This is a genomic window from Bacteroides sp. DH3716P (assembly GCF_025914115.1).
Taxonomy (GTDB): domain Bacteria; phylum Bacteroidota; class Bacteroidia; order Bacteroidales; family Bacteroidaceae; genus Bacteroides; species Bacteroides ovatus.
In genome coordinates, this window is record NZ_CP083673.1 from 3570933 (window position 1) to 3585410 (window position 14478).

The following is a 14478-nucleotide window of genomic DNA, read 5'->3' on the forward strand; positions in this document are numbered from 1 at the left end:
AATGTTTCCAAGTTTTTCCAAATCGATTTTCTGCTAAATCCATAATGCTTCATTTTTATACATAGCAAAAATATAAGAATGAAAAAAGGGCGACAAGATAGAATCGCGGAGACGCTTACCTTTCACGTTTTTTCTTTTTCAAACAGTCCCTTTCAACTACGCTCGCTGCTACAACGAGCAATGTCCGAAAGCTTGTAACTGCCTGCGTCGGGTGGCTGCACTTCTCACTACCGCTGACACGTCCTACATCAGCATCATAAACCCAATGTGTATTCCGGCCACCGGCATTGACTGTCCCCACTTCCAAAACGCAGAAAAGATACATGTGGCATGGGGTATCAGCCACCTGCTGGATAACGTACCTTATAAGGACGGAACAAACTCCGCCTCTACTATACAATATGCAATAAACTCAAAACGTTGCAAATTTCCGTCCTCATTTGCCCTGTTTACATAAATAAAAACTATCTTTGCGTTTCAGAATCCCGAAAGACGAAAAGAAATGGAGCAAATAGACAACCTAAAAGAGCTTATCAATCAGGGGGATGTGGACACAGCGATTAAGCAATTGGACCAGCTTCTCCAGGACAGTTCTGTCGAAAAAGAGAAAGATACTCTTTACTATTTACGGGGAAATGCCTACCGAAAGAAAGGAGATTGGAAGCAGGCACTGGACAACTACCAGTATGCCATCGAGATCAATCCGGACAGTCCTGCCGTTCAGGCCAGGAAGATGGCAATAGATATCCTCAACTTCTACCACAAGGATATGTTCAATCAATAAAAGAGATGTATAATCAATAACCGTACTCAAAGATAACGTAATAAAATAAAGATTATGGCAAAAATCAAAGGAGCAATCGTAGTCGACACGGAGCGTTGCAAAGGATGCAACCTGTGTGTAGTGGCGTGTCCGCTCGATGTAATCGCCCTCAATAAAGAGGTAAACATGAAAGGCTATAACTATGCCTGGCAAGTGAAGGAAGATACCTGTAACGGATGCAGCTCGTGTGCAACGGTTTGTCCGGACGGATGTATTTCAGTGTATAAAGTAAAAGTAGAATAAAAGAAAAGAATATGGCAGAAGAAGTTGTATTAATGAAAGGAAACGAAGCCATCGCCCACGCAGCTATCCGTTGCGGTGCCGACGGTTACTTCGGTTATCCTATTACTCCCCAATCGGAAGTGTTGGAAACGCTTGCCGAACTGAAACCGTGGGAAACAACCGGCATGGTAGTACTCCAGGCGGAAAGTGAAGTGGCAGCTATCAATATGGTATATGGAGGTGCAGGTAGCGGAAAGAAGGTAATGACCTCCTCTTCAAGTCCGGGCGTGAGCTTGAAACAAGAGGGAATCTCTTATTTGGCCGGTGCCGAACTTCCTTGTCTGATTGTGAATGTAATGCGTGGCGGTCCCGGATTGGGAACTATCCAACCCAGCCAGGCTGACTACTTCCAGACAGTAAAAGGTGGTGGTCATGGAGACTACAAACTGATTGCCCTCGCTCCGGCATCCGTACAAGAAATGGCGGATTTCGTAGCATTAGGATTCGAACTGGCCTTCAAATACCGTAATCCGGCTATTATCCTTGCCGACGGTGTGATCGGTCAGATGATGGAAAAGGTTGTTCTTCCTGCACAAAAGCCACGCCGCACGGAAGCAGAAGTAATTGAACAATGTCCATGGGCTGCTACCGGAAAAGCAAAAGACCGCAAACCGAATATTATCACTTCCCTTGAATTGAAACCGGAAGCAATGGAAATCAACAACCTCCGTTTTCAAGCTAAATATCGTGAAATTGAAGAAAATGAAGTACGCTTCGAAGAGATCAACTGCGAAGATGCAGAGTATTTGATTATCGCTTTCGGTTCAATGGCACGTATTGGCCAGAAAGCAATGGAACTAGCTCGTGAAAAAGGAATTAAAGTAGGTATCCTTCGCCCGATTACACTGTGGCCGTTCCCAACCAAAGCAATTGCTGCATACGCTGATAAAGTAAAAGGTATGCTCGTTACGGAACTAAATGCCGGACAGATGATTGAAGATGTCCGTCTCGCTGTTAACGGTAAAGTAAAGGTAGAACATTTCGGACGTCTAGGTGGCATCGTTCCCGATCCGGATGAAATTGTAACTGCCTTGAAAGAAAAAATAATCAAATAACGAAACAATGAATCCCGATAAAATAAGAAACGTACTGAACATCCTATTTATGATATTGGCTGTTGCAGCCATCATCACCTACTTTGTAGCAAAAGATGATTTCAAAATGTTTATCTACGTATGCGGCGCGGCAATCTTTGTCAAGCTGATGGAGTTTTTTATACGGTTCACCAACAGATAAGGAGATGAAGTTATGACTAAAGAAGAAATAATCAAACCCGAGAATCTGGTTTACAAAAAACCGACTCTGATGAACGATAACGCCATGCACTACTGCCCGGGTTGCAGTCACGGTGTGGTACACAAACTCATTGCCGAAGTCATTGAGGAAATGGGTATGGAAGATAAAACTGTAGGAATCTCTCCGGTGGGATGTGCAGTGTTTGCCTACAACTATCTCGATATTGACTGGCAGGAAGCAGCACACGGACGTGCTCCTGCTGTGGCAACTGCTGTGAAACGCCTGTGGCCGGACCGCCTTGTTTTCACTTATCAGGGTGACGGTGACTTGGCTTGTATCGGTACAGCCGAAACAATCCACGCTTTGAACCGTGGTGAGAACATCACGATTATCTTTATCAATAATGCGATCTACGGTATGACAGGCGGCCAGATGGCTCCGACTACACTAGTAGGCATGAAGAGTTCGACTTGTCCTTACGGACGTGACGTTGAACTTCACGGTTACCCATTGAAGATTACTGAAATCGCAGCCCAACTGGAAGGAACTGCTTACGTAACCCGTCAGTCCGTACAATCCGTACCGGCTATCCGCAAGGCTAAGAAGGCAATCCGCAAGGCTTTTGAGAACTCCATGAACGGTAAAGGTTCCAACCTGGTAGAAATCGTTTCCACTTGTAGTTCAGGCTGGAAGATGACTCCGGAGAAGGCGAACAAATGGATGGAAGAACACATGTTCCCATTCTATCCGCTGGGTGATTTAAAAGATAAAGAATAACGCTAAAAGTCAACAGAACAATGAAAGAAGAAATAATTATAGCAGGATTCGGTGGACAAGGCGTATTGTCTATGGGTAAGATTCTGGCATATTCCGGTTTGATGGAAGGCAAAGAAGTGACCTGGATGCCGGCATACGGTCCCGAACAACGAGGTGGAACAGCCAACGTTACAGTTATTGTAAGCGATGACAAAATATCCTCACCGATTCTTAGTAAATACGACGCTGCCATCATTCTGAATCAGCCTTCACTCGAAAAGTTTGAAAGCAAAGTGAAACCCGGCGGTATCCTGATTTATGACGGTTACGGAATTATCAACCCTCCTACCCGTAAGGATATTAAGGTATATCGTATCGACGCAATGGATGCAGCCAACGAGATGAACAATGCCAAAGCATTCAACATGATCGTACTTGGCGGATTATTGAAGCTTCGCCCCATCGTAACGTTGGAGAATGTTATCAAAGGATTGAAGAAAACCCTGCCGGAACGCCACCATCACTTGATTCCTATGAACGAGGAAGCTATCAAGAAAGGGATGGAGTTAATCCGTGAGGTTTAATAAATTAAAAATTGAGAATTGAGAATTAAGAAATAATTGCTCGCCAAGTAAAGGATGCAACATATTTTTCAATTCTCAATTCTCAATTCTCAATTAAAGTAAGTATCTTTGCCTCCAATTATGAGACGAATCTTACTATTATATATATTACTTTCCGTTATAGGTTTGACGACTGTTCACGCACAGTTCGATAATGGTCGCCAGAGAGTAGACGAAAACGGATACGACCAATACGGAAATCAGGTAGACCCTGCCATGATTCCGGACAGATTGGATAGTGCAAATGTCGAAGTACAGGGATTGCCTCCAAAGTTGTATATGTGGCGTATCAAGAACCAGTTGGGCGACCGGACTATCATCCCGGCAGATACAGCCTTTCATCATTTCCAGAATTCAAACCTGACTGAAGGACTTACCGGACATTATAATTATCTGGCCAATATGGGTTCTCCCCGTATGTCACGCATCTTCTTTGACCGCCGTGACCCAGAGCCGACTATTTTCATGGAGCCTTTCTCCAGTTTCTTCATTCGTCCTACGGAATTTAATTTCACTAACAGTAACGTACCTTATACGAATCTGACGTATCACAAAGCCGGTAATAAAGTGAATGGGGAAGAGCGTTTCAAATCTTACTTCTCTGTCAATGTAAACAAGAAACTGGCTTTCGGATTTAATGTAGACTACCTATACGGACGAGGATATTACAATAATCAGAATACGGCGTACTTTAATGCAGCAGTTTTCGGTAGCTATATCGGCGACAAATATCAGATGCAGGCTATATACAGCAATAATTACCTGAAAACAAATGAAAACGGAGGTATTGAGGACGACCGCTATATCACTGCACCGGAAGAAATGGCGCAAGGTCAAAGAGAATATGAATCAACCAATATTCCTACCGTACTAAGTGCAACGACCAACCGCAACCATGACTTTTATGTCTTCCTGACCCAACGATATAATCTCGGATTCAGTCGTGACATACCACAGGCTGAAAATGACACCACTCCCGTCAAACAGGAGTTTGTCCCCGTTACCAGTTTTATACACACCATCCAAGTGGAACGGGCACGGCATAGCTTTAATTCTAATGACGACATGCGTGAAAAAAATTATTATCAGAATACTTACTTTGATACGGATAATCCTAATGTCAGAGACAGTACCACCTACGTCGGAATCAAAAACACCATAGGTATTGCGTTACTTGAGGGATTCAATAAATATGCCAAAGCCGGATTGACTGCATTTGCTTCCTATAAAATCAGCAAGTATACACTGATGAATATGGAAGGAAATCCGTTGCCTGATAAATACAACGAAAATGAAATATTTGTTGGAGGCGAATTATCCAAACGTGAAGGGAATGTGCTTCATTACCACGCTATCGGTGAAGTGGGATTGGCAGGAAAAGCAATCGGACAATTCAATGTAAAAGGAGATATTGACCTGAACTTCCCGTTGTGGAAAGACACCGTCAGTCTTATAGCCCGTGGTGAAGTCAGCAATAAACTTGCTCCTTTCTATATGCGCCATTATCATTCCAAGCATTTCATGTGGGACGACGATATGGACAAGGAATTCCGTACCCGTATTGAAGGGGAATTGAGCATTGCACGTTGGAGGACACGCCTGAAAGCAGGAGTTGAAAATATCAAGAACTATACTTACTTCAACCAGGAAGCAAAACCGGAACAGAACAGCGGAAGTATACAGGTATTATCTGCTAGCCTTAATCAGGACTTCAAGCTAGGAATCTTCCATCTGGACAATGAGGTGACCTGGCAGAAATCCAGTGACCAGACTGTACTTCCTTTACCTGATCTCTCGCTATATCATAACTTCTATATGCAGTTCAAACTGGCGAAGAAAGTACTTAGTGTGCAATTGGGAGCCGACGTGCGTTATTTCAGCAAATACAATGCACCTGCCTATATGCCGGCCATTCAGAATTTCCACCTGCAACCGACAGACGATCAGGTACAGATAGGAGGTTATCCGATTGTGAATGTATATGCAAACTTACATTTAAAGCGTACACGTTTCTATGTAATGATGTATCACGTGAACCAGGGCATGAGCAGTCCGAATTACTTTCTGTCTCCTCACTACCCCATCAACCCACGTGTGCTGAAATTCGGTCTTTCATGGAATTTCTATGATTAACAAAAACTATACGACTTATGGTATCACGCCCCAAATTGAGACTGTTCAGATATTTAGTGCCAGTGATTATTGTATTGGCATTTATCTTCTCTTTCCGTCAATGCGGTAAGCAAGAAAAACCTGCGGGACATCCGCGTGATTATGCTGCCATTGCCAAGGAGGGTATCATACGTGTAGCTACCGAATATAATTCCATCAGTTTTTATGTAGACAGTGACACCGTTTCCGGTTTTCATTACGAACTGATACAGGCATTCGCCCGGGACAAAGGACTCAAAACCGAAATAACACCTATTATGAGTTTCGAAGAGCGGTTGGAAGGATTAAGCGAGGGACGTTATGACGTGATTGCTTATGGCATATTAGCCACCAGCAAGTTAAAAGACTCTCTGCTTCTCACCTCTCCCATTTTCCTCAACAAGCAAGTGCTGGTGCAACGCAAAGAAATTGGAGAGAATGATTCACTCTATATCCGCACCCAACTGGATTTAGCCCAGCGAACACTTCATGTCGTAAAAGGCTCCCCCTCTATTTTGCGTATTCAGAATCTAGGCAATGAGATCGGAGATACTATCTACATCAAGGAGATTGATAAATACGGTTCCGAACAATTGATATCAATGGTAGCGCATGGAGACATCGACTATGCCGTTTGCGACGAAAGTATCGCACTGGCGGCAGCAGATTCGTTGCCGCAAATAGATATTAATACAGCCATCAGCTTCACGCAGTTCTACTCATGGGCAGTCAGCAAACAATCACCCGTTTTACTCGATAGTTTGAATACATGGCTGGATAAATTCCAAAAAGAGAAAGAATACCAGAAGATTTATAAAAAATACTATGACAAAGAATAACCTCATCACTTTACAGGTCAGAAGAAAACAATCAAAAACAGAATGTAAGATGGATATATTCATGTCTATTTCCAGAAATAAACTCCCAAAGACTTGACTTTCGCTTTCGAATGTCGTATCTTTACAGAGTTAATGATAAAGTAGTTTCAATTAAACTACACGCAAAGGAGGGAATCGCGATTCTCTCCTTTCTTTTTATCCATCCGGGAAAAACCTCTCCCCGCCCCGGCTTTTCTTTTCGCTTAGCCTGGTGGTTACGGTTCTTCAGCCGGAGGATCAGCAGTGTTCACCTTACTTCTTACCGAAATGGAGTATATATCCGCCCCCAACGGACGTTCTGTTTGCCAGAAACAGAGCCTCTGTTCAGGTAAAACAGAGCCTCTATTGAAATAAAACGTAATGTCTGTTTTACCACTGTCTCTGCTAAGTTAATAATCAATAAAGTTGCTCTTGACAAAAAATAGCTTTATCTTTGGGGTTTGTTTAAGCAGACACAATAGGTATATATTATGAGTGAAAAGATTATCAAATGGGGCTTCATTGGTTGTGGAGAAGTAACCAAGACCAAAAGCGGTCCCGCTTTCCAGAAAGTAGAACATTCGGAAGTCGTAGCCGTGATGAGTCGTGACGGTGCGAAAGCGAAAGCGTATGCCAAAGAGAGAGGAATCAAAAAATGGTATGACGATGCACAAGAACTGATCGATGATCCGGAAGTAAATGCCATCTACATTGCCACTCCTCCTTCCTCACATGCTACGTATGCCATTATGTCCATGAAAGCAGGCAAACCTGCCTATATTGAGAAACCAATGGCTGTGACGTACGAAGAATGCACGCGCATCAACCGCATATCCAATGAAACGGGAGTTCCCTGTTTCGTTGCTTACTATCGCCGTTATCTCCCCTATTTCCAGAAAGTAAAGGAACTGGTAGAGAACGGTACTATCGGTAATATTATCAATGTGCAAATTCGTTTTGCCCAGCCGCCACGCGATCTGGATTACAATCGTGACAACCTTCCCTGGCGTGTGCAGGCTGACATTGCCGGAGGTGGCTACTTCTACGACCTTGCTCCGCATCAAATTGATTTGTTGCAGGATATGTTCGGTTGTATCCTCGAAGCAAGCGGTTATAAGAGCAATCGGGGTGGACTTTATCCTGCTGAAGATACATTAAGCGCCTGTTTCCAATTTGATAGCGGATTGGTTGGTAGCGGTTCCTGGTGTTTCGTAGCCCATGACTCTGCCCGCGAAGACCGTATTGAAATTATCGGTGACAAGGGAATGATTTGTTTCTCTGTCTTTACTTATGAGCCTATCGGCTTACATACCGAAAAAGGACGGGAAGAAATCTGTATCGGTAACCCGGAACATGTGCAACAACCTCTTATTCAGGCAGTGGTCGATCACTTGTTAGGTAAGTCCGTTTGCTCCTGCGACGGAGAAAGTGCAACGCTCACTAACTGGGTAATGGACAAGATATTAGGTAAACTATAACCCGAAAAAAAGCAAAAAAAAGTATCATTTTCTTGCGAAGTTTACTGATACTGTTAAAAAATTAATAGGAATATTCCATTGTATATTGTTAGTTTTTTCTATCTTTGTAAAAAGAAGCAAAGGGAAAATGAAACTAACAATATATTTTTTGTGCCATGACTAGAGAAGACTTAATGCGGAAAGCAATCGAGCTCTCCAAAGAAAATGTTGAAAATGGTGGAGGTCCTTTCGGTGCTGTGATTGCCACGAAAGAGGGGGAAATAGTTGCAACAGGAGTAAATCGTGTTACGGCATCTTGTGACCCCACTGCTCATGCCGAAGTGAGTGCGATACGTGCCGCAGCTGCCAAACTCGGTACTTTTAATCTTAGCGGATACGAAATCTATACTTCCTGCGAACCTTGTCCCATGTGTCTCGGTGCGATTTACTGGGCGCGATTGGATAAAATGTACTATGGAAACAATAAGACCGATGCCAAGAATATTGGCTTCGACGACTCTTTTATCTATGACGAACTGGAACTGAAGCCTGAAGACAGAAAGCTTCCTTCCGAAATCTTATTGCATAATGAAGCCCTTACTGCCTTCAAAGCCTGGGCGGCCAAAGAAGACAGAGTAGAATATTAAAAAACCTCTCACTATTATTAACCTATTAATTACCCCTCAAATGAAAAGAAAAAGCCTTTTATTTGTTATGGCATCAGTATGCCTGTTCAGTTGTCAACAGCAAGAAGAACTGCAAGATCCCAGTAAAGAAGTGATCGACTTTTCTACTTCTATTGACCAAAGTATCAACAATGCTCTTACTCGTAACAGCAGTAGTTTGACACTTCCGTTAAAGAACAATTTCGCTGCCGGAGATGTCATCTCAATGTCCGTTGCCGAGCAGGATTATCATCCATTTGCCATAGGTATGGATAGCCAGACCTGGAACGAGGCAGGCACCGATTCGGAAACGGTTACTTTCTATGCTCATTATCCTGAATTGACCGACGAAGCAGCTACTACCAGATCATTGAGCAGCCGCTATCGTGAAATCAAGGGTGGCTTAGAATATTTGTTCGGTACAGCCCAAGCCAACAAAGGTTCTAAGAATGTTGCTCTTGCATTCAAGAGAATGACAACGCCCGTCGTTCTGCTCGACGAGAACAACCAGCCGTACGAAGGTAGAGCAATCGTTAAACTGTTCTTGAAGAACAAAGGTGTACAGGACTTGTTCAGCGGCAAAATCGAAGCTGACCCCAATGCAAAACCGGAATACATTGATATTCGGAAAGTATCTGAAGGTATCTTGACTAACTTGATTCCACAGATCATCAAAGCCGGCGAGAAAATAGGAACGGTTATCCTGGAGGACGGTAAAGAAGAACCTATCATCGCAGAGGAGGACATTACCATAGAAGCCGGAACTCCTGTTGCGGTAAAAATGTACGCAAGACGCGGAATCATTGACGAACGAACTCCACTATTCAGATAAGACTAAAGAATAAAAAGTGATACTAATAAAAATCCCCGGAACCGCTGTAGACACTCAGCATTCCAGGGATTTTTTACACACAAAAGTTATTATTGAAATTGAAAACTGTCTCTTTATTAGATTAGAAGCGCATACCTACGGTAAACAACACTTGACTGCGTGTATTCGTAACTTTCGTTGCTTCTGGTGAACCAATGATTGTACTACCATCTTCATCTGTAAATCCATTCACAAACGGATAGAAGTTTTCTTTATATGTAGAGTATTTATAAGCTAAATCAGCATAAAACATTGATCCGCGATAACCAATACCCAATGTATAATTACTCATTGATTTAGAATTGGCAAAGTCTGTATCTGTCTGAATAGAGTTAATAGCCAAATCTTTGAAAGCATCTTGATGGAAAGCCGCAGTACTATAATTATATCCTGCCCTAAAAGCAAACTGTGGAATCACTTTATACTCCAAACCAAGACGAACAGTACTAACCCCTTTCAACATAGATGTCGTACTATTTTCAAATTCATAAGCAGAAGAATTACCTTCGGTATCTTTAAATTTCATGGAAGAATAATCTTGATACTCATACTCTGCTCCCAAAGCCAAACTCTTACCCACCGTATATCCTAAACTTACATTATAAGTCCAAGGAGTTTGAAAATCGAAAGGAAGAATCATATCCCCTTTTCCCGGAAGATTATCCCATGATCTCACGTCATATCCTTTTATTTCTCCAGTTACAACATCCATCACATCCGATATAACTTGTGCACTCGTTTTATAATCCAAACTATAGAATATTGGCGTATGTATAGCTAATCCAACTCGAAAAGGCGAATATTCAAAAGGACGAATAATAGCCCCCAACTTCACGTCAAAGCCAGACCCCTTTATTCTATTCCAACTCTGCAAACTATATCCTTCATCGTTTCCATAATCCTCATCATAAAAAGTATACTTATTATAATCTACAGAATAAGCACCCAGCGTCAACCCTAAATATACCCGATCATTAAAATTAAACGATACATTAAAATCATATTGGTCAATTCCTCCGCGTTCTTCCGAACGAAAATTTGCATATCCATTATCTAACATTCCTTCAAAATGTCCAGGAGAGATATAAAGAGGATTACCATTTATATCCTTATACTGTACCTCCTTCCCTTGTTCATCCTTATAGGTATAAGGAATATTGTTTACCCCTCCTGTTTTGTCATGTATTGTAATATCTCTAATCAGCCCAGCATCAGCTCCAAGAATAGAAAGCCACCCAATACCATTATCCGTATAAGGCGAATCTCCCCATTTTTCAATGCCAGCTGCTTGAGATGCCATTAGATAGGTTTGGGAGTAAAGCCCCAAATTACCTTCCATGCGCATGTTGTTATTAAATGATTTCGCTTTATGATAGTTAAAACCGAAATTCACAAAACGCAGCGGAGTTTCATTACCAATCTTCGAAGAAAACACAAACCCGATGTTATTAAAATCTCCTTTAGTTAAATCGGAATTAAACTTTTTCCCCAAATACTGACTTTCATTCCCATAAAGAGAAAACCCAAATGAAGTCATTACATCACTACTACGATAAAGACCAATACCTGCCGGATTAGTCCCCATTGTAGATATGTCTCCTCCAAGAGCTCCCATAGCTCCACCCATACCCACAAATCGAGCAGTTCCATTTAAATCTTTTCCTGTTAATTTGGCACCATCATATATCGTTTGTGCCATTCCCCAAGGCGCTATCATCAACATCCCTAGAGCAATTAAAACACTTATCTTTTTCATTCTTGTAAAACCGTTTAATTAATACTTATCTTCTGGCACTGCCACTACGAGAGGAGCCTCCACCTGATGATGACCTAGAAGAACCACCACTCGAATAACTGCCCCGAGAACTACTACCACCTGACGAAGCTGGAGAATAACTACGTGAAGAAGAACGAGAAGTACCATAGGAAGAAGAACGGGTATTACTATTATTCGCTGGAGAATAACTACGCGGTGCTTCTGAACTACCACGACTATAAGTTGATCTTGCACTACTGCTCCTAGTAGTGGTTCCGGACGAACGCGAATAACCAGAAGAACCAGTCGAACGGGAAGATGAAGAACTTCCGCTACTTCTAGTACTACTTGGACGAGAATAAGTAGCACTGCTACGACTACTTGAGCCACTGCGTTCACCTGAAGTCCGTGTACCCACTACACGCCTGGAAGTAGTTCCCCTGCTATAAGTAGAACCAGAAGAACGAACAGAACTACCTTCTGAACGAACTGCAGAGCCTCCCCGAACAGAAGAACCACTGGAACGAACTGCACTCGAACCATAACGACGAACAGTGGAAGGATTCCTGTAACTGCTTTGTCCGGAAGAACGACGGTTTGTATAGGTAGGACCTGTCCAATGACCGCTTCCACCTCCGCCCCAGCCCCAGCTAGGACCACCGTGCCAGTGGTGATGATGTCCCCAATAGCCACCGCCATACCAGCCACCCCAGTGGCCGCCATACCAGCCGCCCCAATAACCCGGAGAATATCCCCAAGCGTAGTAAGGACGATTCCATCCCCAGCCATAGTTCCATCCCCAGCCGTAAGAGCCATAACGCCAATCCCACCAGAGTGGATTACTGAATGTCGGGAACGCATAAGCATACATACCGTCGGTATATACATTCCAGTCCCATGAATTCGGACCGTAAACTACATCCCAATACAACGGGCTGCTGATGCTGATAGCAAAACGAGGATTGCGGAAACGGATGATACGTTCAGCGTATTCATAGTCGTCTTCCGTACCATTGAATTCGCCTGTCACCCATTCTCCGTCCAAATCCGGATTAGATTTTTCTTTTATATATAAGGTATCATTATCCATTACGAATTCATTATCACGTGCATCGTAACGGCGGTTATATTCATCCACATCCCGTGTTCTTCCCTTACGGTCCTGAACCACTACTGTAGTACCCGGTGAAGTATAGATGTTGGTCACCTGTTTCTTCGTTTCCTTCTTAACCGGAGTTTCTTTCTTCTCCTGTTTGTCTTTTGAAGGAATGAAGTAAAGGTCGTCATCAACGCTTTGTGCCATCAAGCCTATCGGGAGGCACAAGGCAAATAGCAAGAAATAAACAATCTTTTTCATATCATCTCGGTTTATGTAATTACTTAAACTTATTCATGTTACAAAGATAAGGAAGAGATTTTTCGTCCGAGGGAGATTTTCCCCAAAGGATAATAGGGAAATCCCTATTTCTAACTATCTTTGTCCATTATTCACCAGAATTAAAAACAACTATGAAGTATTTTGAGTTCACATTCCGCACCCACCCTTGCACAGAAATCGTCACTGACGTACTGGCTGCCGTACTGGGTGAAGTCGGGTTTGAAAGTTTTGTTGAGTGTGAAGGCGGACTGACCGCATATATCCAACAGACAATCTGTGATGAAAACGCCATCAAGATTGCCATCACCGAGTTCCCCCTACCCGATACGGATATTACTTATACATACACCGAAGCGGAAGATAAGGACTGGAATGAAGAATGGGAAAAGAATTTCTTTCAACCCATCATTATCGGAAACCGATGTGTGATTCACAGCACTTTCCACCAAGATATTCCCAAAGCGGAATATGACATTGTCATCAATCCTCAAATGGCCTTCGGAACAGGACACCACGAGACTACCAGCCTCATCATTGAAGAATTGTTGGACAGCGAATTGAAAGATAAATCTCTGCTCGATATGGGCTGCGGAACTTCAATTCTTGCCATCCTCGCACGTATGCGGGGCGCACGCCCCTGTACAGCCATCGACATTGATGAATGGTGTGTACGAAACTCCATCGAAAATATCGAATTGAACCACGTAGACGATATTGCCGTTTCACAAGGAGATGCCTCGTCGCTTACAGGAAAAGGACCTTTCGACGTTATCATCGCCAACATCAACCGGAATATATTACTGAATGATATGAAGCAATATGTTGCCTCCATGCATACGGATTCCGAACTCTATATGAGTGGATTTTACGTAGACGATATTACCGCCATCCGCGAAGAAGCGGAAAAGAACGGATTGACTTTCGTTCATTATAAAGAGAAGAATCGCTGGGCAGAGGTGAAGTTTGTTTATAAAGGATAAGAGTCCTGATGGATGTAGAAAAAATAGTGACGGTATATGCTTGGGATAGTGACGCTATCCCAAGCATATACCGTCACTATTTGTATCGGATAGCGTCACTATCTTATAAGGAGAAACAAAGTTGTTACGCGAACTCTTTCTTTAGCTGTTGACACCATGCTTTTATTTTCTTTTCCGCCTGCTCGGACTGATTATCCAAATCGACAACTAAACCGCACCACTGCTCACCACGCAAAGCTTTGGAACGTTCGAAAGTATAACCTTCGGAAGAAGTAAAACCAACTAAAGTAGCCTCATCTTCTTCAAATACCTCCGCCAACAGACCGATTCCATCTGCAAAATTCTCCGGATAGCGTATCTGATCTCCCAGACCGAAAATAGCAACCTTCTTACCTTTTAATTTCATTGTCCGGAGTTCCGGCAACAGTTCATCCCAATAAGTAGGAAGTTCTCCATCAAACCAAGTGGAAGCACCCACAATGAAGCAGTCATAAGCAGCAAAGTCATTTTGCCAAGCCTGTTCAATAGGCACTGTCTCTATCTTTTCCTTACCGAATTCTTTCTGTATTTTCTCTGCCACCCAACTCGTTCTTTCGGCTTTGGTAGCATAAAATAAACCTATCTTTTTCATAATCCACACTAT

General features: G+C 42.8%; 15 protein-coding genes and 1 pseudogene. 13 read left to right on the forward strand and 3 right to left on the reverse strand.

The features are described 5' to 3' along the window. Window positions 1-97: 97 nt before the first annotated feature. From KQP79_RS13305 to KQP79_RS13360, 12 genes and pseudogenes are all read left to right on the forward strand, one after another. Window positions 98-382 (forward strand): annotated as a pseudogene (locus KQP79_RS13305) (DUF6078 family protein); the annotation flags it as partial. A 120-nt stretch (window positions 383-502) separates the two neighbouring features. Continuing rightward, window positions 503-784: a tetratricopeptide repeat protein gene (locus KQP79_RS13310; protein WP_004307591.1), complete on the forward strand. Its 282-nt coding sequence runs from the start codon at window positions 503-505 to the stop codon at window positions 782-784. 54 nt (window positions 785-838) lie between these two features. After that, complete coding sequence (locus tag KQP79_RS13315; protein WP_004297419.1) at window positions 839-1066, forward strand: ferredoxin family protein; 228 nt, start codon at window positions 839-841, stop codon at window positions 1064-1066. Window positions 1067-1077: 11 nt separating this feature from the next. After that, on the forward strand, window positions 1078-2160 hold the full coding sequence (locus KQP79_RS13320) for a 3-methyl-2-oxobutanoate dehydrogenase subunit VorB (RefSeq protein ID WP_004297418.1): 1083 nt from the start codon (window positions 1078-1080) through the stop codon (window positions 2158-2160). 7 nt (window positions 2161-2167) lie between these two features. Then, on the forward strand, window positions 2168-2341 hold the full coding sequence (locus KQP79_RS13325; protein WP_004297417.1) for a hypothetical protein: 174 nt from the start codon (window positions 2168-2170) through the stop codon (window positions 2339-2341). A 12-nt stretch (window positions 2342-2353) separates the two neighbouring features. Next, complete coding sequence (locus KQP79_RS13330) at window positions 2354-3118, forward strand: thiamine pyrophosphate-dependent enzyme (RefSeq protein WP_004297416.1); 765 nt, start codon at window positions 2354-2356, stop codon at window positions 3116-3118. Window positions 3119-3138: 20 nt separating this feature from the next. After that, window positions 3139-3681, forward strand: a complete 543-nt coding sequence (locus KQP79_RS13335; RefSeq protein ID WP_004297415.1) for a 2-oxoacid:acceptor oxidoreductase family protein — start codon at window positions 3139-3141, stop codon at window positions 3679-3681. Between the two features lie 120 nt (window positions 3682-3801). Then, complete coding sequence (locus KQP79_RS13340) at window positions 3802-5853, forward strand: putative porin (RefSeq protein ID WP_032843310.1); 2052 nt, start codon at window positions 3802-3804, stop codon at window positions 5851-5853. Window positions 5854-5870: 17 nt separating this feature from the next. Then, complete coding sequence (locus KQP79_RS13345) at window positions 5871-6710, forward strand: transporter substrate-binding domain-containing protein (RefSeq protein WP_004307595.1); 840 nt, start codon at window positions 5871-5873, stop codon at window positions 6708-6710. 509 nt (window positions 6711-7219) lie between these two features. Then, window positions 7220-8206 (forward strand): Gfo/Idh/MocA family protein, encoded by a 987-nt coding sequence (locus KQP79_RS13350; protein WP_004297399.1) that lies wholly within the window; start codon window positions 7220-7222, stop codon window positions 8204-8206. 155 nt (window positions 8207-8361) lie between these two features. Continuing rightward, window positions 8362-8832, forward strand: a complete 471-nt coding sequence (locus KQP79_RS13355) for a nucleoside deaminase (RefSeq protein ID WP_004297398.1) — start codon at window positions 8362-8364, stop codon at window positions 8830-8832. Window positions 8833-8872: 40 nt separating this feature from the next. Further along, complete coding sequence (locus KQP79_RS13360; RefSeq protein ID WP_004307597.1) at window positions 8873-9682, forward strand: fimbrillin family protein; 810 nt, start codon at window positions 8873-8875, stop codon at window positions 9680-9682. Window positions 9683-9803: 121 nt separating this feature from the next. Here the strand turns inward: KQP79_RS13360 and KQP79_RS13365 are convergent, their stop codons facing one another. After that, a complete protein-coding gene (locus KQP79_RS13365; RefSeq protein WP_032855853.1) occupies window positions 9804-11477 on the reverse strand; it encodes an OmpP1/FadL family transporter in 1674 nt (557 codons plus the stop codon). Between the two features lie 25 nt (window positions 11478-11502). Next, a complete protein-coding gene (locus KQP79_RS13370) occupies window positions 11503-12834 on the reverse strand; it encodes a hypothetical protein (protein ID WP_004307599.1) in 1332 nt (443 codons plus the stop codon). Window positions 12835-12986: 152 nt separating this feature from the next. Between KQP79_RS13370 and prmA the strand changes: the two genes are divergently transcribed. Then, window positions 12987-13835 carry a 50S ribosomal protein L11 methyltransferase gene (gene prmA / locus KQP79_RS13375; RefSeq protein WP_004307600.1) on the forward strand — a complete coding sequence of 283 codons (849 nt, stop codon included), beginning with the start codon at window positions 12987-12989 and terminating at the stop codon, window positions 13833-13835. 124 nt (window positions 13836-13959) lie between these two features. Here the strand turns inward: prmA and KQP79_RS13380 are convergent, their stop codons facing one another. Continuing rightward, a complete protein-coding gene (locus KQP79_RS13380) occupies window positions 13960-14466 on the reverse strand; it encodes a flavodoxin (RefSeq protein ID WP_004307602.1) in 507 nt (168 codons plus the stop codon). Window positions 14467-14478: the final 12 nt, after the last annotated feature.